The sequence below is a fragment of the Gammaproteobacteria bacterium genome, assembly GCA_009838035.1.
Lineage (GTDB): Bacteria > Pseudomonadota > Gammaproteobacteria > Steroidobacterales > Foliamicaceae > Foliamicus.
The window spans coordinates 50277-74128 of the sequence record VXSK01000004.1; the positions used below are offsets into that span (position 1 = coordinate 50277).

The 23852-nt window shown below is 65.2% G+C and carries 24 protein-coding genes; 18 read left to right on the top strand and 6 right to left on the bottom strand.

Annotation, left to right across the window (positions count from 1 at the left end):
* The first annotated feature begins 6 nt into the window (after positions 1-6).
* The 12 genes from tilS (at position 7) to F4Y72_04245 (ending at position 11913) form a co-directional block, all read left to right on the top strand.
* Positions 7-1035, top strand: a complete 1029-nt coding sequence (gene tilS / locus F4Y72_04190; protein MXZ27485.1) for a tRNA lysidine(34) synthetase TilS — start codon at positions 7-9, stop codon at positions 1033-1035.
* Between the two features lie 386 nt (positions 1036-1421).
* Positions 1422-3074, top strand: coding sequence for a CTP synthase (locus F4Y72_04195; GenBank protein MXZ27486.1), 1653 nt, complete (start codon positions 1422-1424; stop codon positions 3072-3074).
* A 39-nt stretch (positions 3075-3113) separates the two neighbouring features.
* On the top strand, positions 3114-3947 hold the full coding sequence (gene kdsA / locus F4Y72_04200; GenBank protein ID MXZ27487.1) for a 3-deoxy-8-phosphooctulonate synthase: 834 nt from the start codon (positions 3114-3116) through the stop codon (positions 3945-3947).
* Complete coding sequence (locus F4Y72_04205; GenBank protein MXZ27488.1) at positions 3935-5233, top strand: phosphopyruvate hydratase; 1299 nt, start codon at positions 3935-3937, stop codon at positions 5231-5233. The genes kdsA and F4Y72_04205 overlap by 13 nt, the downstream gene beginning before the upstream one ends.
* A 155-nt stretch (positions 5234-5388) precedes the next feature.
* Positions 5389-5724 (top strand): cell division protein FtsB, encoded by a 336-nt coding sequence (locus F4Y72_04210; GenBank protein ID MXZ27489.1) that lies wholly within the window; start codon positions 5389-5391, stop codon positions 5722-5724.
* A gap of 7 nt (positions 5725-5731) precedes the next feature.
* Complete coding sequence (surE, locus tag F4Y72_04215; GenBank protein ID MXZ27490.1) at positions 5732-6475, top strand: 5'/3'-nucleotidase SurE; 744 nt, start codon at positions 5732-5734, stop codon at positions 6473-6475.
* Positions 6472-7164: a protein-L-isoaspartate(D-aspartate) O-methyltransferase gene (locus F4Y72_04220; protein MXZ27491.1), complete on the top strand. Its 693-nt coding sequence runs from the start codon at positions 6472-6474 to the stop codon at positions 7162-7164. Before surE ends, F4Y72_04220 begins: the two co-directional genes overlap by 4 nt.
* Positions 7165-7178: 14 nt before the next feature.
* A complete protein-coding gene (locus F4Y72_04225) occupies positions 7179-7760 on the top strand; it encodes a DedA family protein (GenBank protein MXZ27492.1) in 582 nt (193 codons plus the stop codon).
* Positions 7745-8620, top strand: coding sequence for a peptidoglycan DD-metalloendopeptidase family protein (locus F4Y72_04230; GenBank protein MXZ27493.1), 876 nt, complete (start codon positions 7745-7747; stop codon positions 8618-8620). The genes F4Y72_04225 and F4Y72_04230 overlap by 16 nt, the downstream gene beginning before the upstream one ends.
* Positions 8621-8670: 50 nt before the next feature.
* Positions 8671-10284, top strand: coding sequence for a long-chain fatty acid--CoA ligase (locus tag F4Y72_04235; protein ID MXZ27494.1), 1614 nt, complete (start codon positions 8671-8673; stop codon positions 10282-10284).
* Positions 10179-10646, top strand: coding sequence for a hypothetical protein (locus tag F4Y72_04240; protein ID MXZ27495.1), 468 nt, complete (start codon positions 10179-10181; stop codon positions 10644-10646). The genes F4Y72_04235 and F4Y72_04240 overlap by 106 nt, the downstream gene beginning before the upstream one ends.
* A 171-nt stretch (positions 10647-10817) precedes the next feature.
* Positions 10818-11913 (top strand): peptide chain release factor 2 gene (locus tag F4Y72_04245; protein MXZ27496.1). Its coding sequence is split into 2 segments (ribosomal slippage): positions 10818-10889 and positions 10891-11913, totalling 1095 coding nucleotides; the frame shifts between segments, so codons are not numbered across the junction.
* On the opposite strand, the gene F4Y72_04250 is transcribed toward F4Y72_04245, so the two are convergent.
* The 6 genes from F4Y72_04250 to F4Y72_04275 are packed head-to-tail and all read right to left on the bottom strand — an operon-like array spanning position 11897 to position 19178.
* Entirely contained in the window at positions 11897-13273 is a 1377-nt protein-coding gene (locus F4Y72_04250) for an amino acid permease (protein ID MXZ27497.1), read from the bottom strand. The genes F4Y72_04245 and F4Y72_04250 overlap by 17 nt on opposite strands.
* Positions 13274-13284: 11 nt before the next feature.
* Complete coding sequence (locus tag F4Y72_04255; protein ID MXZ27498.1) at positions 13285-13563, bottom strand: hypothetical protein; 279 nt, start codon at positions 13561-13563, stop codon at positions 13285-13287.
* A 14-nt stretch (positions 13564-13577) separates the two neighbouring features.
* Complete coding sequence (locus tag F4Y72_04260) at positions 13578-14744, bottom strand: aminopeptidase P family protein (protein ID MXZ27499.1); 1167 nt, start codon at positions 14742-14744, stop codon at positions 13578-13580.
* 29 nt (positions 14745-14773) lie between these two features.
* Positions 14774-15583, bottom strand: coding sequence for a DUF4437 domain-containing protein (locus F4Y72_04265; GenBank protein MXZ27500.1), 810 nt, complete (start codon positions 15581-15583; stop codon positions 14774-14776).
* Positions 15580-16131 carry an ureidoglycolate hydrolase gene (locus tag F4Y72_04270; GenBank protein MXZ27501.1) on the bottom strand — a complete coding sequence of 184 codons (552 nt, stop codon included), beginning with the start codon at positions 16129-16131 and terminating at the stop codon, positions 15580-15582. Before F4Y72_04270 ends, F4Y72_04265 begins: the two co-directional genes overlap by 4 nt.
* Positions 16132-16166: 35 nt before the next feature.
* Positions 16167-19178: a TonB-dependent receptor gene (locus F4Y72_04275; GenBank protein ID MXZ27502.1), complete on the bottom strand. Its 3012-nt coding sequence runs from the start codon at positions 19176-19178 to the stop codon at positions 16167-16169.
* On the opposite strand from F4Y72_04275, the gene F4Y72_04280 reads away from it, so the two are divergent.
* From F4Y72_04280 to F4Y72_04305, 6 genes are all read left to right on the top strand, one after another.
* Entirely contained in the window at positions 18795-19883 is a 1089-nt protein-coding gene (locus F4Y72_04280; protein ID MXZ27503.1) for a class I SAM-dependent methyltransferase, read from the top strand. The genes F4Y72_04275 and F4Y72_04280 overlap by 384 nt on opposite strands.
* On the top strand, positions 19880-20266 hold the full coding sequence (locus tag F4Y72_04285) for a hypothetical protein (protein ID MXZ27504.1): 387 nt from the start codon (positions 19880-19882) through the stop codon (positions 20264-20266). The genes F4Y72_04280 and F4Y72_04285 overlap by 4 nt, the downstream gene beginning before the upstream one ends.
* Before the next feature lie 135 nt (positions 20267-20401).
* Positions 20402-21283: a DUF4437 domain-containing protein gene (locus F4Y72_04290; protein ID MXZ27505.1), complete on the top strand. Its 882-nt coding sequence runs from the start codon at positions 20402-20404 to the stop codon at positions 21281-21283.
* On the top strand, positions 21265-22110 hold the full coding sequence (locus F4Y72_04295; GenBank protein ID MXZ27506.1) for a hypothetical protein: 846 nt from the start codon (positions 21265-21267) through the stop codon (positions 22108-22110). Before F4Y72_04290 ends, F4Y72_04295 begins: the two co-directional genes overlap by 19 nt.
* Positions 22088-22954, top strand: coding sequence for an alpha/beta hydrolase (locus F4Y72_04300; GenBank protein MXZ27507.1), 867 nt, complete (start codon positions 22088-22090; stop codon positions 22952-22954). The genes F4Y72_04295 and F4Y72_04300 overlap by 23 nt, the downstream gene beginning before the upstream one ends.
* A 22-nt stretch (positions 22955-22976) precedes the next feature.
* Entirely contained in the window at positions 22977-23840 is an 864-nt protein-coding gene (locus F4Y72_04305) for a DUF4437 domain-containing protein (protein MXZ27508.1), read from the top strand.
* Positions 23841-23852 lie beyond the last annotated feature (12 nt).

The window sequence follows — 23852 nt, forward strand, 5'->3', positions numbered from 1 at the left end:
ATCCTGGTGCCCGAGGCGAAGCTGAAGATCCCACCAACTGGCACGAGCAGCAAGCCTGCGATCGATGCTGTTCTGACAACCCTGGCAGCGGCGCTTGGCCGTTTGTGCCCGGACTGGCGGGAGCGCCCGCTGCTCGTGGCGTTCAGCGGCGGCGCCGATTCGACCGCCCTGCTGCTGATCATGCATGAGCTGCTGGAGGAATCCGGTCGCGAACGCCTGCGCGCCGCGCATGTCAACCATGGCCTGCACCGGGATTCCGGCGACTGGGGCAGGCACTGCAGGGATCGGGCCCGCGCCCTGGGGGTGCCTCTGGCCTGCCGCGAGGTTGAAGTGCGGGCCGACGGCCGGGGCGTGGAAGCCGCGGCGCGCCGCGCGCGCTACGAGGCGCTGGAGGCGCTCATGGAGCCAGAGGAATGCTTGCTGACCGCGCATCACCAGGACGATCAGTGGGAAACGCTGATGTTGCGCATGCTACGCGGGACCGGAATTGAGGGTCTGGCGGGAATCCGTGAGAAGCGCCGTCTGGGCCGGGGATGGCTGTTGCGTCCGCTGCTCGATATCCCCCGCCAGGATTTGCGCGCCTGGCTCGATCAAAGGGGCGAGAACTGGATTGAGGATCCTTCCAATCGCGAGACCGGGTACGACCGTTCCTTCCTGCGCAACGAAGTACAGCCGTTGCTGCGTGGGCGCTGGCCAGGTGCCGCGGCCACCGCCGGACGGACTGCGCGGCTGGCCGCGGACACGCGCGAATTGCTGCGCGACCTGGCCAAGCATGACGGCCGCGGGATCGCGGGTGACGACTATATCGAATGCGAGGGCCTTCTCGTGCTTTCTCCGGCGCGCCGGGCGAACCTGCTACGGGAACGGCTCGCCGCGCTCGGCGTCGCCGCGCCGTCCGTGGCCCGCCTGAATGCGGCGCTGGCCATGCTGCTGAACGCGGCGCCCGACCGCCATCCGGAGGCCCGCTGGGGCGGCGTTCGCCTTACCCGCCGCCGGGGCCGCATCTACATTTCGCCGGCAAGCGACCCAGGTTAATCGGCCCAGGCGCTTCGATCCCGCCCGCTTGTATGCCTTCCTCTCGTTGGAGTCGCCATCCCTGGCTCGGAATCGCTATCCTGCTTTTACGCTCCCACGATAGGAAGGCACACAAGCGGGCTACGGTGAGCGCATTCCCGGAACGAGGCACTGCGCAAGCCGTCTCTTTGCTCCCTTCTTCCGGGAATTTGTGAGCCAGGGATGGCGGAACAAAGCTCCATGGATGGATTCATGCGTTTCACGGAAGAAGGGAGCCAAGAGAGGGCGAGGTAGCACGAAGAGCAAGGGGGCAGGGAAGAGCGGGATCAGGCGAGCGCTCGGCGGGCAGTCTGTGTTATCTTAGATGCCCGATCCCTCACTGTGATCGGAGTGGCATGACCCGCTACATTTTCGTTACCGGCGGCGTAGTTTCCTCGCTGGGAAAGGGCATAACCGCCGCCTCGCTGGGCGCAATTCTCGAAGCCCGCGGCCTTTCCATCAGCATGATCAAACTGGATCCTTATCTGAACGTGGATCCGGGCACCATGAGTCCCTTCCAGCATGGCGAAGTGTTCGTGACCGCCGACGGCGCCGAAGCGGACCTGGATCTTGGACATTACGAAAGATTCGTTCGCTCCAGCAGGCCCGGGCGGGACTCCAACTTCACCACCGGGCGTATCTATAACGCCGTCATCGGCCGGGAACGCCGCGGCGGATACCTGGGCGCGACCGTGCAGGTCATCCCGCATGTCACCGACGAGATCAAGCGCTCGGTCGTGCTGGGCGCCGGCGATGCGGACGTTTGCATCACGGAGGTGGGCGGCACGGTCGGCGACATCGAATCATTGCCGTTTCTCGAGGCGATCCGCCAGATGGGCCTGGATATGGGCCGCGAGAACGTCGCCTTCGTGCACGCCACGCTGGTGCCTTACGTAGCCACTTCGCAGGAGATCAAAACCAAGCCCACTCAGCATTCGGTCAAGGAGCTGCGGTCCATCGGCATTCAGCCCGACGTGCTCGTATGCCGTTCGGAGCTTGCCCTGCCGGACGAGCAGCGGCGCAAGATCGCGCTGTTCACCAACGTGCCGGAGTCGGCGGTGTTCTCCGCCCGCGATATGGACGACCTGTACGCAATTCCCATCGAACTGCGCAGCCAGGGACTGGACCAGGTGGTGGCCACGCAGTTCGGCATGGACCTGCCGCCGGCCGACCTGTCCGAATGGCAACAGGTGGTCGAGGCCGGCCGGAACTGCGAAGGCCAGGTGACCGTGGCCATGGTCGGCAAGTACATGGACCTGCGCGATTCCTATATTTCGCTGAACGAGGCCCTCGGACACGCCGGACGGCGCAGCGGCGTCAACGTGCGGGTCCGGCATATCGAATCGGAACAGGTCGAGGACGAGGGCGTCGACTGCCTGGCGGGCGTGCATGCAGTGCTGGTTCCCGGGGGATTCGGGGAACGCGGTATCGAGGGAATGGTGAGCGCCGTCACCCATGCCCGCGAGAAGGAGATTCCGTACCTGGGCATCTGCCTGGGGATGCAGGTGGCCGTAATCGAGTTTTCCCGGAACGTCGCCGGACTTGCGGGCGCCAACAGCACCGAATTCGATCCGGAAACACCGCATCCGGTGGTGGCGCTGGTAACCGAATGGCTGGATGAGTCCGGTCAGGTGGAACGCCGCAGCGAAGATTCCGACCTGGGCGGAACCATGCGGCTGGGCGAGCAGGCCTGCCACCTTGCCAAGGACAGCCTGGCGCGCAACGAGTACGGCGCGCAGACCGTCTACGAACGCCATCGGCATCGCTACGAGTTCAACAATCGCTACCTTGAGGAACTGAAGAAGTCCGGGCTGGGTTTCGCCGGAAGGTCCATCGACGGCCTCGTGGAAGTAGTGGAATTGCCGTCGCATCCCTGGTTTCTGGCCAGCCAGTTTCATCCCGAATTCACTTCTACGCCACGCGACGGACACCGGCTGTTCGACGGTTTCATCGCCGCCGCCGTGAGCTACCGGCAGCGTGGCGACCTGCCGGCCAAGGCGGCCAGCGCCGCCGGCGCATAGCGCGCCGTGACGGCGCAATCGGGCCCCGGCAGGGCGCAGGTGGCGGGCTTCACCGCCGGCCTGGACCAGCCGCTGTTTCTGATCGCCGGCACCTGCGTGGTCGAATCGCGGGAATCGGCCCTGGAAACCGCGGGGCTGCTGGCCGAAACCGGCCGGGAACTTGGATTTCCCCTCGTCTACAAGTCTTCCTTCGACAAGGCCAATCGCTCGTCTCTGGCCAGTTTTCGCGGTCACGGCATGGAGCAGGGCCTCAAGATTCTCGAGGAGGTCAAGCGCCAGATCGGCGTACCCGTGCTCACCGACGTGCATGAGAACACGCCGATGGACGAAGTGGCCGCCGTGGCCGACGTGCTGCAGACGCCGGCGCTGCTCTGCCGGCAAACGGACTTCATATTGCGGGCCGCCGCCGCGGGCCGGCCGCTGAACATCAAGAAGGGCCAGTTTCTTTCCCCGGCTGAGATGTCCAACGTCGTGGACAAGGCGCGCTCGACCGGCAACTCCGACATCCTGGTTTGCGAGCGGGGGTTTTCATTCGGCTACAACAACCTGGTGGTGGACATGCGCTCCCTGGCCGTGCTGAGGGACACCGCTTGTCCCGTCGTGTTCGACTGCACCCACTCGGTGCAACTGCCGGGCGGCAAGGGCACTTCCTCCGGCGGGCAGCGGGAGTTCGTGCCGGTGCTCGCCCGGGCGGCGGTGGGCGCCGGAGTGGCCGGACTGTTTATGGAAACCCACCCGCGCCCGGATGAAGCGCTGAGCGACGGTCCGAACGCCTGGCCCCTGCATCGCGTGCGCGAACTGATGGAGTCCCTGCTCGAACTGGACCGCCTCGTGAAATCCCGTCCGCTGGCCGAAGGATCGTGTCTGCAATAGCCCACATACACGCGCGCGAGATTCTCGATTCGCGCGGCAACCCCACGCTGGAGGCCGAGGTGGCGCTGAGTTGCGGGGCCCGGGGCAGGGCGGCCGTCCCGTCCGGAGCTTCCACCGGCGCGCGCGAAGCGGTCGAGTTGCGCGACGGGGATTCCGGCCGCTTTGGCGGACGCGGCGTCCTGTCGGCCGTGCGCCACGTCAACGGCGAGATCTGCAAAGCTTTGCTTGGCGCCGACGGCGAGCGCCAGGACGAGCTGGACGCCCGAATGGTTGCGCTGGACGGCACCGCCAACAGGTCGCGGCTCGGGGCGAACGCGATCCTGGCCGTGTCCCTGGCCGCCGCCCGGGCCTCCGCGGCCGCGCAGGGCGAACCGCTCTACCGCGTCCTGGGCGCCGGGACGCCCGTCATGCCCACGCCGATGCTGAACATCCTCAACGGTGGCGCGCATGCCGACAATCGTCTGGACGTTCAGGAATTCATGGTCCTGCCGGTGGGCGCCGGAGACTTTACAGAGGCGCTCCGCTGGGGAGTCGAGGTATATCACGTCCTCAAGGGCGTCCTGCGGGAGTCCGGGCGATCGACGGCGGTGGGCGACGAAGGCGGATTCGCGCCCGATCTGCCTTCCAACGAAGCGGCGCTGGAGGCGCTGATCGAAGCGATTCAGAAAGCCGGCTTCAGCGTGCCGGGGGACTTCCTCCTGGGTCTGGACGTGGCTGCCAGCGAACTGTACTCCGACGGCCTGTACCATCTGGAATCCGAAGGCCGCACCTTCGACCCGGCCGACTTCGCCGGCTGGTTCGCGGTACTTGCGGACCGCTACCCGGTCGTGAGCATCGAGGACGGCATGGCCGAGGACGACTGGGACGGCTGGGTAGCCCTGTCACGCGCGCTGGGCGAGAGGGTGCAACTCGTCGGCGACGACCTTTTTGTGACGCAGACGGCGATTCTGGCCGAGGGCATCGAGCGCAACATCGGCAACGCCATCCTGATCAAGCCGAATCAGGTGGGCACCCTTACCGAAACGCGCGCAGCCATCGATGCGGCGGTTGCGGCGGGCTACGCGGCCGTCATCTCGCACCGCTCGGGCGAAACGGCCGACACCTTCATCGCCGACCTGGCGGTGGGGTCGGCGGCCACCCAGATCAAGACCGGCGCTCCGTGCCGCTCCGATCGCACCGAGAAATACAACCGGCTGCTCCGCATCGCCGAAGAGCTCGGCGCCGACGCGCCCTACGCAGGCCTGAACGCCTTCCCACCCTCCGTGGTGCAACACCTTGCGAGCTAGTCCGCCGCAACTCTTACCCCCGTCTCGCGGGATACGCGGCAAGCACATCCCTGTGGCTCGGTGTCGGCATCCCTGCCTCCGACGCTCCCGCGAGACGGGGGTAAGAGTTGCCGCTCCACATGCCGCGAAGCCATTGGCTTCCGCCCCAATCAGCCATGAAGCCTAAGACTGCGGGAATCGTGCTGGCCGGCCTGGCGCTGGCGGGGCTGCAATACCCGCTGTGGTTCGCCGACGACGGCCTCCTGGGCCTGTTTCGCGCCCGCCAGGAAGTGGCGGAACAGGAAAACGAGAACGCCGCGCTCAGGGAGCGCAACCGCCGCCTGGGCGCCGAGGTGCAGAGCCTCAAGGAGGGCGACGAGGAGATCGAGCGGCTGGCGCGCTCCGAACTGGGCATGATCGGTCCCGACGAGAAGATCTACCTGCTGGTCGAGGAAGAGGCGCCAACCGAAGATCCCGATCACTCCGATCAGCCCGGAGACCCGAGCGAGTAGGTCACCCGTGCGGGTTCTGCTTTCCAACGACGACGGCTACCGCGCCGAGGGCCTGCAGGCCCTGGAGCGCGCACTGCTCGGGCTGGCCGAAATCATGCTCGTTGCGCCCGAGAGGAACCACAGCGGCGCCAGCAATTCGCTCACGCTGTTCGAGCCACTCCGGGTCACGAAACTGGGCACGAACCGCTGGTACTGTTCAGGCACGCCCACCGACTGCGTCCACATCGCCATTACGGGGCTGTTGCCGGAGGACCCCGACATGGTGTTTTCCGGCATCAACCACGGCCCCAACCTGGGCGACGACGTGCTTTACTCCGGCACCGTGGCGGCGGCGATGGAGGCCCGGGTTCTGGATGTGCCTGCGGTCGCGATATCGGTCGCCGGCTATCCGCCGAAAAATTTCGACGCCGCGCAACGCGCGGTAAGCGAATTGTTCGAGCGACTGAACAGGAACAAGCCGCCGGGCAACATGCTTCTGAACGTGAATGTGCCCGATCTGCCCTGGGACGACATCCGCGGCTTCAAGCTGACCCGGCTGGGACACCGCCACAAGGCCGCCCGCGTCAAGGTATCGGGCGATCCTTACGGCGGCAAGCTGTACTGGATGGGTCTTCCCGGCCACGGGCTGGACGCCGGACCGGGCACCGATTTCTTTGCCGTGCGCGACGGGTGGATTTCGGTGACGCCTGTTCAGTGCGACCTGACCGATCACAATCGTCTCGAAGCGACCCGCGACTGGCTGCAGCTATGAACCCGTTGCGCCCGGGACAACGCCGGCGTAGCGGGATTGGCCTGACGTCCGCACGGGTCCGCGACCGCCTGGCGGATTCGCTGCGCGATCGAGGAATCCGCAGCCCGGAGGTCTTGGAGCAGATACGCCGCACGCCGCGCCATCTGTTCATCGAAGAAGCGCTGGAACGCTACGCCTACAACGACAATGCGCTGCCGATCGGGTCCGGGCAGACCATTTCGCAGCCGTACGTCGTGGCCCTGATGACGCAGGCCTTGCTGATGGAGGAGGACGGCCGGATGCGGCGGTCGGCCAAGGTGCTCGAGGTCGGATGCGGGTCCGGATACCAGACCGCGATTCTGGCTCCGCTGGTGCGGTCCGTGTTCAGCATCGAGCGGATCGGCTCGCTGCTCGTCGAAGCAAGGCCCCTGCTGGCGGAACTGGGCTGCAACAACGTGCGCTTCCGGCACGGTGACGGAATGCTCGGCTGGCCGGGACAGGCCCCTTTCGACGGAATCCTCGTCGCCGCGGCGGCAGCGGCGGTGCCGCAGGCGCTGCTGGACCAACTGGCGCCGGGAGGACGCATCGTCATTCCCCTGGGCGACCATTCCCGCCAGGAACTCGTGCGCATCGAGCGCGGCGAGAGCGGTGATGTGCGCGAGAGCCTGGCGCCGGTCGCATTCGTCCCGCTGTTGCCTGGGCAGGGCTGACGCAGGACCACGCGATGGAAACGGCGCCGGCACGGCTTGTCGATCGCGTAGTGGCATGGGCCCGCCTGCCCGGGGCGCCGGCCGTGCTGTGCGCGGTCAGCTTCGCAGAGTCCATTTTCTTTCCGATCGCCGTGGACGTGATGCTGGTGCCGATGTGCGCCGCGCAGCCGAAGAAGACGGTCCGGCTGGTTTTACTGACCCTCGTGTTCTCGGTGGCCGGTGGCCTGTGCGGTCTGCTGCTCGGTTATCTTGCGATCGACGCCGTGTTGCCCCTGATTCAGGAATGGGGCTGGGGCGAGCAGTATTCGCAGGTCCAGTCCTGGTATGAGCGCTGGGGCTACTGGGCGCTGGTCATGGCGGCCTTTACGCCGCTCCCGTACAAGGTCTTCGCGATTGCCGCGGGCGGCATGAGCATGGACGTGGGCGCCTTCGTTACGGCTTCGTTCCTCGGCCGCGGATTGCGTTTCTTTCTGGTCGGTTCGCTGGCTGCCTGGCTGGGTCCCAGGGCGCTCCGCGCCATTCGCTATTCGGACCGGGCCGGTTGGGCGCTGATCGGTCTGATAGTCGTCGCAATTGGGTTATGGTGGTATCTATGAGCATGGTTTCTCGAATTCGCAGCGCGGGCCGTTTGTGCCTGATGACGGCCGGCGTGTTGCTGTTGTCCGCTTGCTGGAACTGGATTCCGGAAGACCCGGCGCCGGCCGGCCAGGCCCCGCCTGAAGCAATTCCTTCCGCCGCCACTCCATCGGAGTCGTCCCGGCGGAGCACGGCCGGCGCCAACGACTGGTACACGGTGGAGGCGGGCGACACGCTTTTCTCCATCGCCTGGCGATTCCGCCATCCGGTGAGCGACCTCGCAGCCTGGAATGAGTTGGGCGACGGCAGCCTGATCCTGGTGGGGCAGCGACTAAGGCTCACGCCTCCACCGGGCTATTCCGCTTCGGGTTCCGTTGCCGCCGCTCCGGCCTCTTCTCCGGCGACCCGGGGCTCCGCAGGCGGAGGGGTCGCCACCGATCGGGGTTCGTCGCCGCAGGACTTGCCGGCCCCGTCATCTCCGTCTTCCCAACCGGCATCGGGCGCGACCCGATGGGGGTGGCCCACGACGGGGAGCGTGGACGTCGAGGGCGCGCGGGCGCGGGACGGCGACTACGGCATCCGTATCCTGGGGACGCGTGGTCAGGACATCATGGCCTCCGACGGAGGCAAGATCATGTATGCGGGAGACGGACTGAAGGCGTATGGACTCCTGGTGATCGTGCAGCATTCCCCGGAGTGGCTCAGCGCCTACGGCCACAACGAGAGGATTCTGGTCAAGGAAGGTGACGAGGTGCGCGCCGGCCAGCCGATCGCGACCATGGGGGTGGGCCCCGGCAATGCGGCCATGCTGCACTTCGAGATTCGTCGCAACGGCAAGCCGGTCGAGCCTGTTCGATTGCTGCCGCGGCGCGACGGATGAAATCTCGACGTTTTCCTCTTCGAAAGCACATTTGCGGAGGTGCTTGATTCATGAAAGGCTTGATGATGGATTACCCCCTGACGGTGACCAGCCTGATGCGCCACGTGGAAGCCCAGCACGGTGGCTCGGAGGTCTATTCGCTCACGGTCGAGAATCCCGCGCACCGAACGACCTACGCCGGGATCTTCCGCCGCGCCGCGAAACTGGCCAACGCGCTCAGGCGCGTGGGCCTGAAGCAGGGCGACCGGGTTGCGACGATGGCCTGGAACGATTACCGGCACATGGAGCTGTACTACGGTATTTCCTGCATGGGGGGCGTTCTGCACACCATCAATCCGAGACTGTTCCCCGAGCAGCTTCAATACATCGTCAACCACGCCGAGGATCGTTTTCTTTTTGCCGACCCCCTGCTGCTGCCTTTGCTGGAGAAGCTGCACCCCGCCTTTCCGAGCGTGGAAGCCCATGTCCTGCTTTGCTCGAAGGAGGCCATCCCCGAATCTTCGGTGCCGAATCTGATCAGCTACGAGGAACTGATCGAGGGCGAGAGCGATTCCTGTGACTGGCCCGATCTTGACGAAAACCTGGCCAGTTCCCTGTGTTACACCTCGGGCACGACCGGCAATCCCAAGGGCGTGCTGTTCTCGCACCGCTCCACCGTCCTGCACACGTACGCAAGCGCGCTGGCCGACGCGATCAGCATCAACAGCACCGACAGCGTACTGCCGGTCGTGCCGATGTTTCACGCCAATGCCTGGGGGGTGGTCTACAGCGCTCCGATGGTGGGCGCCAAGCTCGTGCTTCCGGGCCCCAAGGCGGGCGATCCCGAGGCCCTGGCGGCGATGATGAACGGCGAGCGCGTCACCAAGGCGCTGGGCGTGCCGACTGTCTGGCTGGGTTTGCTGAACTACCTGGACGCCACCGGCCAGCGCCTGGAAACGGTGCAGGACCTGGTGGTGGGGGGCGCGGCCTGCCCGCGGTCGATGATGGTGGATTTTGCCGAACAGCACGGGATTCACGTGGTTCACGCCTGGGGTATGACCGAAATGAGCCCCCTGGGCAGCGTCAACGCGCCTACGGCCAGTACCGCCGGCATGGACGCGGAGGCCAAACTGCAACAGCGTCTGAGCCAGGGGCGCGCGCCGTACGGAGTGGAGATGCGGCTGGTCGACGACGACGGCGGAGAATTGCCCAGGGACGGTCGGGCCGTGGGGCGCCTGCAGGTTCGTGGGCCATGGGTCGCGAACCGTTACTACCGGGCGGAGGAATCGGCGCTGGAGGACGGCTGGTTCGACACCGGAGACGTCGCCAGCATCGATCCGGAAGGCTTCATGCGCATCACTGACCGCACCAAGGACCTGATCAAGTCCGGCGGCGAGTGGATCAGTTCGATCGAACTTGAAGACGTGGCCATGGCGCATCCCGCAGTGGCCGAGGCGGCGGTGATCGCGATGCCGCACGCGAAATGGTCGGAACGGCCGCTGCTGATCGTCTGCCTGAAGGAGGACGCGGCGGTCGATTCCGACGCCCTGCTGGCCTGGTTTGAAGGCAAGGTCGCCAAGTGGTGGATTCCCGATGCGGTGGAGTTCACCGACGAACTGCCGCACACCGCCACCGGAAAGGTCAGCAAGCTCAAGCTGCGCGAACAGTTCGCTGCGGCGGCGTGAAGCTTCAGCTGGAAGCCGGGGGCGCGCTGACCGTGCGGTGGTGGCGGCCGGGCGAATTGCGTATCGGCAAGGACGTCTGGCGCGAGCCGGTCCTGCTGAGTCCGGAGGAGGTGCGGCCCTGGCCCCTGAAGGAAGATGAACCCGTTACCCTCGAGCACTTGGCGCCGCTGATCGACCAACAGCCCGACGTCATCATCCTGGGCACCGGCGAGGTGCAGCGGTTTCCCGATCACGACATCGGCGGAACGCTGCTGGTAAAGGGCATAGGACTCGAAGTCATGGACACGGGCGCCGCTTGCCGCACCTACAACGTGCTGGCGTCCGAAGGCCGCGCCGTCGCCGCCGCCCTCCGCGTCCGCTAACCCTTTCTTCCTTTTTTCGCCACCCCTTGCTGCCGGAGTACGCCTGCGAGCACATCCCTGTGGGCTCGGCGTCGGCATCCCTGCCTCCGACGCCCCCGGCAGCAAGGGGTGGCGAAAAAAGGAAGAGCAGCTGGTTGCGGTTCGAAGCTCAGTGCCGTACGCTTCGCCGGCATGGAAACGACTCAGCTCAAGCCGCTGCTTGCCGATCTGGGCGCCCGACTCGAGGCGCTTAGGGGGTACCTTTGATTACGCCGGCAAGGCCCGGCGCCTGAGCGAAGTCGAAACCGAACTCGCCGACCCCTCCGTCTGGTCCGATTCGCAACGCGCCGGCGCGCTGGGACGCGAACGGGCGTCCTTGCAGTCCGTTACTCAAACGCTGGATCGCCTCGCAGCGGACGCCGGCGAGCTGGAAGAGTTGCTCGAGCTGGCCCTTGAAGAGCAGGACCAGGCCACGCTGGAGGACGTGAGCGACGGAATCCGGAAGCTTGCGGAGGAAGTGGAGAAGCTGGAGTTCCGCCGCATGTTTGGCGGCGCCAGGGACGGCTCCAATGCGTTTCTTGAAGTCACGGCCGGATCCGGTGGACACGACGCACAGGACTTCGCCGAAATGTTGCTGCGCATGTACCTCAAGTTCTGCGAGGCCAACAAGTTCGACGCGCAACTGATCGAGGCCTCCGACGGCGAGGTCGCCGGGGTGAAGAGCGCCACCGTGCATGTGCGCGGCGATCATGCGTACGGATGGCTGCGGACCGAGACCGGCGTGCATCGGCTGGTGCGAAAGTCGCCCTTCGATTCCGGGGCCCGCCGGCATACTTCGTTCGCCAGCGTTTTCGTTTCTCCCGAGATCGAGGAAGAAGCGGAGGTGGAAGTGGACCCGGGCGATCTGCGGATCGACGTTTACCGTGCCAGCGGCGCCGGCGGACAGCACGTCAACCGCACCGAATCCGCGGTTCGCATCACCCACCAGCCTTCGGGCATCGTCGTGCAGTGCCAGAACGAGCGCTCGCAGCACAAGAACCGGGCCACGGCCATGAAGCAGTTGCGCGCCAAGCTTTTCGAGCTGGCCGAGCGCGAGCGGCGGGCGGAGCAGCAGGCCCTGGAAGACAGCAAGGCCGACATCGGCTGGGGGAACCAGATCCGCTCGTACGTTCTCGATCAGTCGCGGGTCAAGGACCTGCGCACCGGCGTGGAGTCCGGCAACCCCACGGCCGTGCTGAACGGCGCCCTGGGCCCATTTATCGAGGCGGGCCTCAAGCAGGGGGTCTAGTCCGGCGGGTGAACCAGACCAGGAGGCCGGCAGCGCCCCAGCCCAGCACGATGCCCCATTCCTGCGGCCATACCAGGCTGGACGGGCTGAAGGGCATGAACAGGCACAAAAGGCCCAGGGCCAGCACGATGGCCGACATGCCGACGATCCGCGGATAGCGCAACTTGTAGGGCCGGGGCAGGTCGGGTTGGCTTCGGCGAAGGGCCAGGAACGCGATCGGCACGAACAGGTAGGCGGCCACCACGGCAAAACTGCCGCAGTTGATCAGCCACACCAGGATCGTCCGCCCGAACAGCGGGGAAATGCAGCTCAACAGTCCGATCGCGAGCACGGCGACATAGGGCGTCTTGTAGCGTGGATGAAGCCGCCCGAACACCGCGGGCAGGCTGCCCGATTCGGCCAGGGCGAAGACCACGCGGCTGCCGCCGATAATGAAGGCGTTCCAGCTCGTGAGCACGCCGCCGATACCGCCGATCGTGAGCGCCACGCCGGCCCAGGATCCGCCCGCGGCCACGGACCAGAGCTTCTTCGCCGCATCCGCCGTAATCAGTCCGTCGCCGGCCAGTTCCTCCGGGGTGAGCGCCACCGCCACCGACCAGGCGATCGCGCCGTACCAGGCCACGGCCATGACCAGGGAGACGATCAGCAATCGCCCGATGCGCTTCGGCGGAAGGTCGATCTCCTCGGCCGATTGCGGCAATACGTCGAATCCGACCAGCAGGGCGGGGACCATGATCAGGACGGTGAGAATGCCGGTGGCCGGAACGGCGATTTTCGGTTCCGCCAATTCGGGCAGGCCGAAACCGGCCGCCCCGGCGAACAGCACCACGCCGGACACGAAGATGGCGACGGTCACAATGCCCTGGACGATCGCCGCAGTTCGGATGCCGACGACGTTGATCCAGGTCATCACGACGGCGCCCGCCAGGCCCACGAGGATGAACCCCGCATCGACGGGGGCGCCGGCGACGTGCCAGAGGGCGCCCATGCGGATCGCGGGTATGAGGTATTCCACCGCGGTGGGCAGCGCCACGGACTCAAACACGCATACCGTCACGTAGGCCATCAGCAGCGCCCAGGTGCAGACGAACGACCAGCCGGCCCCCAGCCCGGCGTGGGTGTAGACGTGCTCGCCGCCGGCCCGCGGCATGGCGGAGGCCAGCTCGGCATAGGTCAGCGCGATGAACCCGATCACCAGCCCGCCGGCGGCGAACGCGATCAATGTTCCGAGACTTCCGGCGTTGCCGACCCAGTAGCCGGTCATCAATATCCAGCTCCAGCCGATCATCGCTCCGAATGAGAGCATCAGCACGTCGCGCGTTTTCAGCACGCGCGCAAAGCGAGTCGGGGCAGCCTGCATGTGGGCGGGTTTCAGGCGTCGGCGCCGGGGGCCCCGGGAGGCTTGTCGAGCGCGCGGGAAAGAATGGCCTGTATGAAGGCGTCACGGTCGCGCAGGATTTCCTCCTGCTGGTCTTCGTCGGGTTTCCAGCGATCCAGTTCGTCGCGATCCAGCGCGCCGCGGCTTTCGAGCACGCGCTCCATCACCTGCAGGCGGTCGCGCGTGACGTAGAGCTCTTCGGCCAGACCCATGATGACGTTCATCATGCGGTCCAGCGTCTCGTGGCCCAGCCAGTCGTTTCGTTTCGCCATTAAGTTCTATTGGTTCAGCAGGGCAGATGTATCAGTTCACGCGGCATGTCGCAGAGGTATTCGGGACCGTGACGGCCGATCAGCAGGGTGTTCTCATAGTAAATGCCACCGAATCCGATCTCGCACACCTCCATGTCCATGTTCACGACCATGCCTTCCTCCAGGTCGAAGCCGCTCAGGCCCGGCGAAGCGCTGGGCAGTTCCAGGTGCTCCAGTCCCAGCCCGTGCATGAAGGCATGGCGGAAACCCTTGATCCCGCCCCGCGTGCCCACTTCCAGCGCCAGCTTGCGCAGGTCCACCGTGTTCACGCCCGGCCGCATGGCCTCGAAGACGGCTTCGGCCGCGGCGTAGGCGGCATTCCAGTAGCGCTGCAACTTGGCGCTGGGGGCGCCCATCACGCAGGTGCGCTGCATGTCGCCGAAATAGCGCTGCCAGGTGAGCATGGAGTCGAAGCACAACTGATCGCCCTTGCGAATCGGGTAATCGTGGTCGTGCCACAGACCCATGCTCTTGTGGCCCGCGCCGACGTAGATGCACCAGGGCATGCAGTCCTGTTCGGCCACCGAAAGATGCCAGGCCCGGCGAATGTCCGTCCACTTGACGCCCACGCCCGCCGCGTCGATCGCGACACTGAGCGCCTGCTGGTTGCGCCGGCCCGCCTCGCGCATGAGTTCCAGCTCGGCGGGCGTCTTGACCGCCCGGATCATCGTCATCAGCTCGGGGCGGTCGAAGCATTCAACACCGGACAGCCGTTCGGCGCACAATGAAGCCAGGCGTGCGTCGTCGAAGCCCAGCCTGCGGTAGCCGCCGTCGCTCAGCGCCTTGAGGATCGCCTCCACCACGCCTATGGAGGCTGTCGCTCGCGTCGCTTCCATCAGCGCCAGCGTCTTGCGGTCGGATTCCTCCAGTTCGGCTTCCTCGTCCACCGTGTAGTGGCTGAAGATGTCGTCGCCCACCTGCGTCTCATAGACACGCAATTCCGGCATCCAGCTCGGGTGCTCGGCCAGGTTGGTCAGCTCGACGTCGTGCACGATGAGCGTGGCAGGCCGGTCCTCGGACAGCGGCAGGATCGCGCAGCCTGCCCACTGGTAGTCGAACAGCCAGTCGGATTCATAGCCGCTGGCATAGTAGACGTTGATCGGCTGCACGCACACCATGGCCTCGAGGCCGGCCTCCGCCATCTTGGCGCGCGCACGATCGAGATTGACTATCAGGTCCAGGGGTGGTTCCTGAAATGCTTGCGGATGATATCCATGGACCTTGGGTTTGCGCTGTAGTCGATTCCCAAAAGGCCGTGGGTGTAGCAGAGGTTGACGTTGCCGTTCTTGCTGGCCAGCGGGCCGTGAATGATCCCCTCCGGCCGGCACATGTAGCTGCCCACGACCATGGTGTAGCCCGTTTCCTCGCCAACTTCGCCTATATGCACGTCACCCTGCAGGCAATAGTTTTCCTCGTAAACCGGGTGAGTTTCCATGCCTTCGGCGTACCAGCCGGGCATCAGGCCCGCCAGGTGCATGCTGGCCCTGGTCTCCGGGTCTACGTGCAGAACCTTTACGAAGATGCCGGCCCGAAAATCCTCGGATGGGTCGCTGGCGTCCAGCGGGTTGTGCCAATCCATGGCATAGGAGTCCAGCGCCGGGATCGCGTCGGGCGTAGGAGAGCTTCGATCCGGTCGAAACCCGGGGTCCTCAAGGAAGACCACAAATGCGCGGGCGCCTTCGGCCGAACGCCACCTCCCTTGCCCGGAGCCCCCGGGGTGGTAGCAGAATCCACCGGGGCCCAGGCGATGGTCGCCCATCCTGATCTCTCCATCGATCACGAACATTCGAAGTTCGACGGAGCAGCTCAAGCCTGATCCGCTGTCATAGCCGGCCGGCAAGTCCACCAGGCCGGTGAAACCGCCGGTGCCCCGATCGCGCGCGAGCGGCCGAAGCTCTGCGCCAGGCGCAAGTCCTGCAGGCTCCCAGGGGATCGGCCCGACCTCGAGCGCCGCGAGATTCTCTACATGCTCTTTGGTCATACGTCGATCTTGAGTTCGACGCCGTGCTGCTTCAGCAAGTCCTGCTTTTGTATGTCGGGGCCGCGAACCTCGCCTGTAGCGGGATCGGTGTCCAGCAGGCTTTGCGTCGCCTCGCTTCTCAAGATCACGATGATGTCAGCCTCATCCTCCACGGCAAACGGAAACTCGTGCCAGGTGCCCACCTTCATGGTGAACCCGGCCGAGCCGTCGAAGCGATAGGCGCGCACTTCGTCCAGGTTCGGCTGGTCGCCGTCCGTGGGCGGCGCCAGAACCACGATGAACGGCGCGCCGTTGAGCGGGATAAAGGTCTGCGTGTGCTTGAAGTGGCGTTCGATCCAGCGGACCTCGAAAGGCCTGCGCCGAACACGGGTCAGGGCGAGTTCGGTCTGTTCGTCCGACCGGAAATCCACCGTTCGGAAGGTCTGCACGGCGCCATCGTAGAACTTGATCGGCAGCGGTTCGGCGGCGGCGTGCCGACCCAGCAACTGCCCGCAGGAGGCCAAGGCCTCAGGCGTGGCCTCCTGAAGGGGCAGCAAGCGGGTTTTCATGTGCGCGCCGGCCAAGTAGCAACTGTCACGATGCGCTAGAACTCGTACGCCACGCGAACGCCGAAGGTGCGCCTGTCCTGCGGCACCAGCGTCAGGCCGAGCCGGTTGAAGTTGAAACCCACGCTCAGCACGCGCGAGAAATCCGTGTATTCCTGGCCGGTGCGCCAGTAATCTTCGTCCAGCGCGTTCTTCACGTAGCCCTCCACCCTCAGGTCGTTCCGTTCGACCGCGAACCGGAGATTCAGCAGCGAGTAGCTCTCCAGCGTCGCGAGGTTGGTCAGGCCGGGGAAGGTCTCGCCCATGTAGGTGAGATCGCCGCGAAGCGACCAGTCCCAACCGTTCTGGAAGGTTCCGCCATAGGTGGAGGAGACGTTGCCGGACCACTTGGGGAAGCGGCTGGAGCGGTGCCCCTTCACATTGCGGGTGCCCAGCGCGTATTCGGCGGACGCCAGGGGGATGAGGAACTCGGTGTACTCGTTGTCGTTGAACGACCAGTTGAAGCTCAGGTCCCAGTCTTCGCTGATCAGGAAATCCACTTCCAGTTCCACGCCGGAGTACTCCGAACTGCCCGGTGTGCTGACCGGGTTGAAGTTGGGGTTGGGATTGGGGATCGTGTCGCCGTCGTCGTCGCGGTAAACGGTCACGAAAGTCGGGAAGGGCGCATTCGCCCATTCCTGCCAGTAGGCCGCCACGTTGGCGACCAGCCGTCCGTCCATCCAGGTGGACTTGACGCCGATCTCATAGGCGTCGAGTTCCTGCACCGGCGTCACTTCCACCGCGTCGGCACCCAGCGCATCGACGTATTGCTGGCACATCGAGGAGGTGCTCGGCTGGCCCGTGCGCGGATCGATGAACGGCTGAGTATAGGTTGTGGGGTTGCAGTTGATGATGTTGGAATTGATGACGCCGGGAAGAATGCCGCGGGATGTCGTGATGTAGGCGGTAATGTCCTCGGTAATGCGGTATCGCAGAGAAATCCGCGGCAGGAAATCCTTGAAGTTGATCTCGAAATCGCCCCTGCCGTCGCTGCGAGTATCGTCCTGCCAGCGCGCTTCCAGGTCCACCGTGAACTGTTCGGTGATGTCGTAGGACAGCGACCCGTAGAAGGCGCGCACGTCCACGAAGTCGCCGCCATCCACGTCCACCGGAATGCGGGCGGGGGCGGCGCACTGCGCGGGCGTCCCGAAGGCCCCCAGGTTGCCGCAGGCCACCACGAACACGCCGCCGTTCGAGCTGGTCAGGAACTCCTGCGTGTAATAGTTGAAACCGCCCAGCCAGCGCAGCCTCGCGTCCGGCGCTGAGGACAGGCGTATATCGATGCTTTCATCCTCGCCGGCCTGGGGGTTGGACACGTACCAGGCCTCGTCCGGCGTCATGTCCCAGTCGCGCAGGTTGGCCGCATTGTTTTCGTTGTAGGCGCCGGTGGCGACCAGCGTCATGCCGTTGGCGAGTTCGTAGTCCAGCACCAGACTGATGCGGGTAATTTCGCGCTCGATGCCGAAGTGGTCGATGTAGGGCACGCCTTCGACCTGCGACGGCGCGTCGATCAGCGAGTCGCGGATGAAGTTTTCGGATCCGGCCGGGAAACTGGCGGGACTGAGCGACACGCTGGGGTTGGGGAAACTGATCTGTCCGCCGGGCCCCGGAATGGTGCCGCAAAGGTATTCCCGTGGCATCAGCGTGGTGGGTTGGCCGTCTGTGGTCAGGCCCGGCATTGTCTTGCCCGTGCAGCTGTCGTCCAGCCGCGCCTTGTAGAAGGTCACGCCTGCGGGACCGTCGCTGTCTTCCTGCTGGTAGTAGCGCAGCTTGATGCTGACGTTGTCGGCGGCCTGCACGAACAGGGTCGCGAATGCGGATTCGGAGCGCTGCTCGCCCACACCGACGCCCGCGTAGTTTTGATACATGTCGCCCTTGTTGAAGTAGCGCCCTCCGACCCGCAGCGCCAGCACGCCGGGCGCGATGGGAATGTCCGCGGTAATGTCCAGTTCATGCTGGTCGTACTGCCCGGCGTCCACCTTGATCCTGCCCGAGAATTCTTCCATGTCCGGCGCGCGCGTGATGTAATTGATCGCGCCGGCGAAAGAGTTTCTTCCGAACGCGGCCGATTGCGGGCCCTTGATGACCTCGACGCGTTCGAGATCGCTCAGCGCCAGGGTCTGCGCGCCCTGCAAGGCAAAGATGCCGTCGACGAAAAGAGAAGCGGTCTGCAGCGTTGAATACTCGCTGCCCTCTACCCCGCGGAAGCGGATATTGCTGAACAGCCGTCCCGGGCGCGTGCCGGCGAGTTCGTTGTTGAACTGCATGCCGGTGGTCTGGAAGGAGATGTCCTCCAGGTCCACGAAGCCTCCGCGTTCCAGTTCCTCTCCCGTGAACGCCGTGATGGACAGCGGAACATCCTGGATGCTCTCCTCGCGTTTTCGGGCGGTCACGACGATCTCCTCCAGCGCGGCAACCTGCGCCGAAGCCTTCGGCGCCAGGAAGCCGGCGGCCGGTAAAAGCAGAATCGACGCGATCGCGCCGCAAGTGGCAGAGCGAATCAGGTTCATAACGTCCCCCAATGGTGTAGTCCTTGCCCAAAAAAACGGCGCGGCCCCAACGCGCCAATCGAGCGGGCGTGCGAAACACGCCTCCCTATAATATAGTCCAAACCGATTGGGGACTCCATGACAGCGACTCTGGAAATTGAGCGCAGCCGCGCGGAGCAGGCGCGGCTGGATTTTGTAGGGGGCCTGATGGCGTTCAATTCGACCGGCTTCGGACCCGCCATGGGCGCCTGGTACCGCGAAAACGAGAACCGGCTTCAGGACCCTTCGGACATACGCGAAGTGGGCGGGCTGATGGAGCAGGGCAATGCCTACCGCTTCGGCGCCTTTTTCGAGCGCCATAACCACGCACAGATGTTCCGGGCCATCCTGGACATCCTCAAACGCCAGGGCGAAAACGTGCGGGCCTGGCTGGACGACTTCAACGGGGCGGGCGCATTGGGATGCCTGGAGCTGAATCCGGAACTGGAAACGCCCCGTTATTACCGCAAGATCGAAATCCATACGCAGCCGGGCAACTACCACGCTGAGTTCGCCGGATTCCTCTACCACTGGATGATCAGCCCGTTTCTGGTGGGGCGCGACGACGGCGACGAGATGGGCTGGAACCTGGCCCGAGCGGTGCCCGGGGGCGACTACCGGCGCATCCTGGACCTGGGTTGCGGCGTCGGCAAGAGCACTTTTCCCTATTGCGAGCTCCACCCGGATGCAGAAGTGGTGGGTTTGGACTACTCCGCCTCCATGCTCAAGTACGGCCACAAGCTGGCCGAGTCACGCGGGCACAAGGTTCATTTCACCCAGCGGCTGGCCGAGGATACCGGCTATCCGGACGGGAGTTTCGACGTGGTCAGCGCGGTGTGGCTGTTTCACGAACTGCCGGGTAAGGTGCGCGCGCAGGTTGTGCGTGAGGCTCACCGGCTGCTTCGCCCGGGCGGAGTCTTCGCGATCATGGAATCGCCGCCGTTCAAGGTGCTGCAGGAAGAGTACAGTCCGCTATCGGCGTTTCTGCTGGATTCCACCGGGCGGCGCATGGAAGATCCGTTCCTGCCGGGATTCCTGGCCGAAGACCGGGTGTGCATGTTCGAGGAAGGCGGTTTCAGTGAGGTCCGCGACGTACCGCTGCCCAATGAGCTGACCGGTTGGGGGTTCGGCGGGGAGTACTTCTTCGGCGCCTATCCCTGGTGGGCCACGATCGGAGTGCGGCCGTGAGCGACGACCTTGAACGCCGGTTCCAGGCTATCACCCACAAGTTGTGGGGCGACGAAATGGGCGAGGAAATCTATCAATGGATCGTTACCAGCCGCCCTCCGGCGTTTCATGCCAAGTTGCGCGAGGTCATGGTGCCGATCTGGGAGATGGACCGTGTTGACCTGCGCACGAAGATCCTGTGCAGCATCGCGATGTTCACGGCCACGCACAAACAGGAAGTGGAATTCTTCATGAAGATGGCGGCCCATCACGAAATTCCCCGGGAAGAAGTAGAGGAAATCCTGTTGCTGGCGGGTCTGGAGTTCGGTTTTCCTGCCGCAGAGATGGCCATCGACATCCTGACCCGCGTGTATTCCGAGCACGAAGCCCGTTTCGGCGAGTGAAAACCGCCCGCCAATCCGTTTACGGCGCTTCGATCTCGCTCTTCGTCATGCCCCTTCCTCCGGGATACGCCGGCAAGCACATCCCTGTGGGCTCGGCGTCGGCATCCTGCCTCCGACGCTCCCGGACGAAGGGGCATGACGAAGAGCCGAAGTTTCGATGAGCCGGATTCTCCAATGACGCGTCCGCGAGTTGAGTTTCTGCGTCTGGACGGCGTGGCGCTGACGCCGTCGGCGGCGCCTGCTATCGGGCATGGATTGCGGGCGGCCGTTCTCAGTGCCCAGCCGGGCGACTCGGGAGCCAGGAGCCTGCTGGTGCGGGCCGAGCCGTACTGGTGTTCTCACGACGGTGGGGTGCTGGAAGGCGATCTCGAGATTCTCCTCCTTGAAGGCGACCTCAGGCTGGGCGAATGCGAATTTGCGCGCGGCAGTTACGCATTCCTCCCCCGGGGGCTAGCCGTCGCCGGCGCCGAAACCCGCAGCGGGTTCGCGGCGCTGTGGATGAGCGAGGGCCGTGACGGGCTCTCGCAGGACTCCGAACCTGCGGCGGCGTATCGGGAGGAGCGAAAGACCGGGCCGCTGGATGTTAACGCCATTGCGTGGCAGCCTGTGCCCGATTTTCCCGGCCGAACGAGCGAGGAGGCGGGGTCCGGCCTGAAGGTGCGCAGGCTGCGCACCGATCCGGACACCGGCGCCTACACGCTGATGACGCGTCAGGCGCCGGGATGGTGCGATCCGAGGCTGGAGGCGCACGAAACCTGGGAGGAACTGGTGCTGTTGCAGGGCGATTACCTGATGGGCGAGACCGGCATGATCACTTCGGGGGCCTATATCTTCCGTCCGGGCGAGAAACCGCACGGTCCGCAGGCCACGCGCGGCGGTTGCGTGTGGTTCTGCCGCGGCGAGAAGGAAATCGACTTCCGGTTCACCGAGCCGGAGTGGAGCGCGCCGCGCTGCCGTCAGTACCTGGCGCAGGCCGCGCCGGATCCGCGACCGCAGCTATGGGGAAACTGGAGCTGACCGTGGCCGGATACACGCGCCCCTTCACCCCCAACGGCGAGGCCTCCATGCTGGAGCCGCTGCCGTGGCGCTTTGCCGGCAACCTGCTGCTGTTCCATTTCCGGACCGATCCCGATGCGATCGCCGCGTACCTCCCGGAGCCGCTTACACCTTCCGATCCGCCCGATGAAGCCTATGTGTGGAGTCCCCATCTTCGCTGTTATCCCGAGGGCGTGGAGCCCGAGGACTGGCCGGCTGCGCGCAGCCATTACGACGTTGCGGTGATCGGCCTGCCCTGCAGGCTGCACGGCGAGCGCACGATGTTCTCCACCTTCCAGTGGTGCAACCGCGACTGGCTGGTGCTGCTGAGCTGGTTCCTGGGCGCCTGTTCCAAGCAGGCGGAGATCGAAACCAGCGGCCTGCATCCCCTGCTGCCCGGCATGACTCAGGACGGCGGTGTGGGCACGCGGCTCAAGCGCGTCGTCAGCCGTCACGGCGAGGCCGTGATGCGAATGGAGTTCTCGCCGCAGCGCGTGATCGACGTGACGGAACTCGAGTTCTACACGCGCAACCTGCCGCTCACCTGCATGCGCCATGTTCCCGATTGCCACGTGCCGCCCATGGGCAGGCCTCTTGTGCATGACCTCACGCAGATGGTGATGAGCGGGCTTCAGCAGGGTGAGACGCTGGCCGGCGAAGGGTCGCTGGAGTTCTGTCGGGCCGACAACGAGGAACTGATGCCGCTGGCGCCCAAGGAAGTGCTGGGCGCATACTGGATGCCGATGGGGTTCATGCTGGACGGGGTGCGGATCGTGCATCAGTACGATGCGGCGACCTCTCCGCAATAGGGAGGAAGGCATGCCGAAAGTACGCGTGGACGGCGCCAATCTGTGGTACGGGGTTCGCGGCGAGGGCGAGCCACCACTCACGCTGATCGGTGGTTTTGCGCTGGTGGACAAGCAGTTCGAATTCTGCGAGCCGTACCTCACCCCGCATCACCGCATCCTGCAATGGCACTACCGCGGTGTGGGGAAGTCGGACTGGACGCAATCCGAGCCGTACTCGGTGGAACGATGGGTGGACGACCTGGCCGCGATCCTGGATGCCGCCGGGATCGAACGCACGGCGCTCTGGTGCACTTCCACGGGTTCGTCGATCGGGCTGCGCTTCGCAGCCAAGTACCCCGAGCGCATGCACGCGTTGATCGCCTATCCGTTCATCCGCGTGGACGACACCTGGCGCAACATCTACGAGGCTTCCTGGTGGGTGGGCAGGGTGTTCGGTATCGAGCAGCTATCGCGCCTCTATGCGGGTGTGGTGCTGCCGGCCGACGTGCTGTATTCCGAAGAGGGCATCAAGTACGAGCGCTGGGCCAAGAAGCAATACGCCGCCAACGTCAACATGGCCACCCTGAAGGCCGTACTGGACGCATACGCGAACGTCGACCTGACCGCCGACATCCGCAATATCGAATGCCCGACGCTCCTGCTGATGGGCGACGACAGCGCCCTGAACGAGAACGAGCGCATGGAATCGGCCAGCCACGACACGCTGATGCGCGAGTTCCTCGTCATCAAGTCGGATGTGGACAAAGCCGAGATCGCCGGAGCGGGATCGACGTATTGCATGATTACCAAGCCCCGCGAGTGTTGCGAGGCCGTCGTGGCCTGGCTCGCCGGGCTGCAGGACTGATTGAGAACGGAGGAGCAACGCAATGCCGATGCGCAGAGAAGACTGCCTGGACGTAAGCGCCGTCGAACCGCGGCCGGTCAATGCCGGGTACACGCCCGGCGCCGTGGCCCGCAACCTGAGCACCGAGAGCAAGACCGGAGGCGAACACCTGGTCATGGAGTTGCCCGCGGGCTGGTCCCTCCCGCGCGGCCGAAACGAGGCCGACGTGGATCTCTACGTGCTGGAAGGGGCACTGGAGGTTGGCGGCGAATCCTGGATGCAGGGCTGTTACGGCTATTTCCCGGCCGGCATGGCCTGGGGGCCGGTCCGCACGTCCGGCGGCTGCCGGCTCCTGCTTTTCACCAGCCGGCCGCTGGCCTTCAAGGAGGCGGGCGACTCGCTGGCGGATGCGCACGTCGACCGGCATATCGGACGCACCAACACCTGGCACCTGCCATGGGTCGATCCGATGGCGGACATCGTCAAGCGCTCCACCTGGAAAGACCCGAAAACCGGCCAGGAGGCCCGCCCGCCCGGCGTCCTGACCAAGGGCCTGCGCAAGGACGACGGCACAAAGGAGGTGATCGCCCTGACCGCGCTGGCGCCGGGTTTCGTCGACCCGGGCACCGAGCACCATCCGCACAATGAATGCCTGTACCTGATCGCCGGCGATTGCTACATCGGCTACACCTTCGATCACAGGCGCGAGGACGTGAAGGAAGACCTCGTGCTGACCAGGGACCATTACATCGGCCGCCCGCCGGGCGTGCGTCACGGCCCGGTGTGCAGCATCAGCGGCGCGTTCTGGCTGATCTACCTGGCGGACTACTACACGGGCATCTTCGGCAAGGTGGACGACTGGGAAGAACGAGTCAACAGCTACTTCGCCAGCGCTTCCTTTCGCTGATCCGGGGAACCC

Bases quoted from the DNA above. Each gene is read 5' to 3' on its own strand.
- F4Y72_04300 (MXZ27507.1), top strand. From the start codon at position 22,088: ATGCGGCGACCTCTCCGCAATAGGGAGGAAGGCATGCCGAAAGTACGC.
- F4Y72_04280 (MXZ27503.1), top strand. From the start codon at position 18,795: ATGACAGCGACTCTGGAAATTGAGCGCAGCCGCGCGGAGCAGGCGCGG.
- F4Y72_04270 (MXZ27501.1), bottom strand. From the start codon at position 16,131: ATGAAAACCCGCTTGCTGCCCCTTCAGGAGGCCACGCCTGAGGCCTTG.
- F4Y72_04290 (MXZ27505.1), top strand. From the start codon at position 20,402: ATGACGAAGAGCCGAAGTTTCGATGAGCCGGATTCTCCAATGACGCGT.
- F4Y72_04305 (MXZ27508.1), top strand. From the start codon at position 22,977: ATGCCGATGCGCAGAGAAGACTGCCTGGACGTAAGCGCCGTCGAACCG.
- F4Y72_04220 (MXZ27491.1), top strand. From the start codon at position 6,472: ATGAACCCGTTGCGCCCGGGACAACGCCGGCGTAGCGGGATTGGCCTG.
- F4Y72_04225 (MXZ27492.1), top strand. From the start codon at position 7,179: ATGGAAACGGCGCCGGCACGGCTTGTCGATCGCGTAGTGGCATGGGCC.
- F4Y72_04230 (MXZ27493.1), top strand. From the start codon at position 7,745: ATGGTGGTATCTATGAGCATGGTTTCTCGAATTCGCAGCGCGGGCCGT.
- F4Y72_04295 (MXZ27506.1), top strand. From the start codon at position 21,265: ATGGGGAAACTGGAGCTGACCGTGGCCGGATACACGCGCCCCTTCACC.
- F4Y72_04250 (MXZ27497.1), bottom strand. From the start codon at position 13,273: ATGCAGGCTGCCCCGACTCGCTTTGCGCGCGTGCTGAAAACGCGCGAC.
- F4Y72_04235 (MXZ27494.1), top strand. From the start codon at position 8,671: ATGAAAGGCTTGATGATGGATTACCCCCTGACGGTGACCAGCCTGATG.
- F4Y72_04275 (MXZ27502.1), bottom strand. From the start codon at position 19,178: ATGGATTTCGATCTTGCGGTAATAACGGGGCGTTTCCAGTTCCGGATT.
- F4Y72_04210 (MXZ27489.1), top strand. From the start codon at position 5,389: ATGAAGCCTAAGACTGCGGGAATCGTGCTGGCCGGCCTGGCGCTGGCG.
- F4Y72_04255 (MXZ27498.1), bottom strand. From the start codon at position 13,563: ATGGCGAAACGAAACGACTGGCTGGGCCACGAGACGCTGGACCGCATG.
- F4Y72_04260 (MXZ27499.1), bottom strand. From the start codon at position 14,744: ATGGCGGAGGCCGGCCTCGAGGCCATGGTGTGCGTGCAGCCGATCAAC.
- F4Y72_04265 (MXZ27500.1), bottom strand. From the start codon at position 15,583: ATGACCAAAGAGCATGTAGAGAATCTCGCGGCGCTCGAGGTCGGGCCG.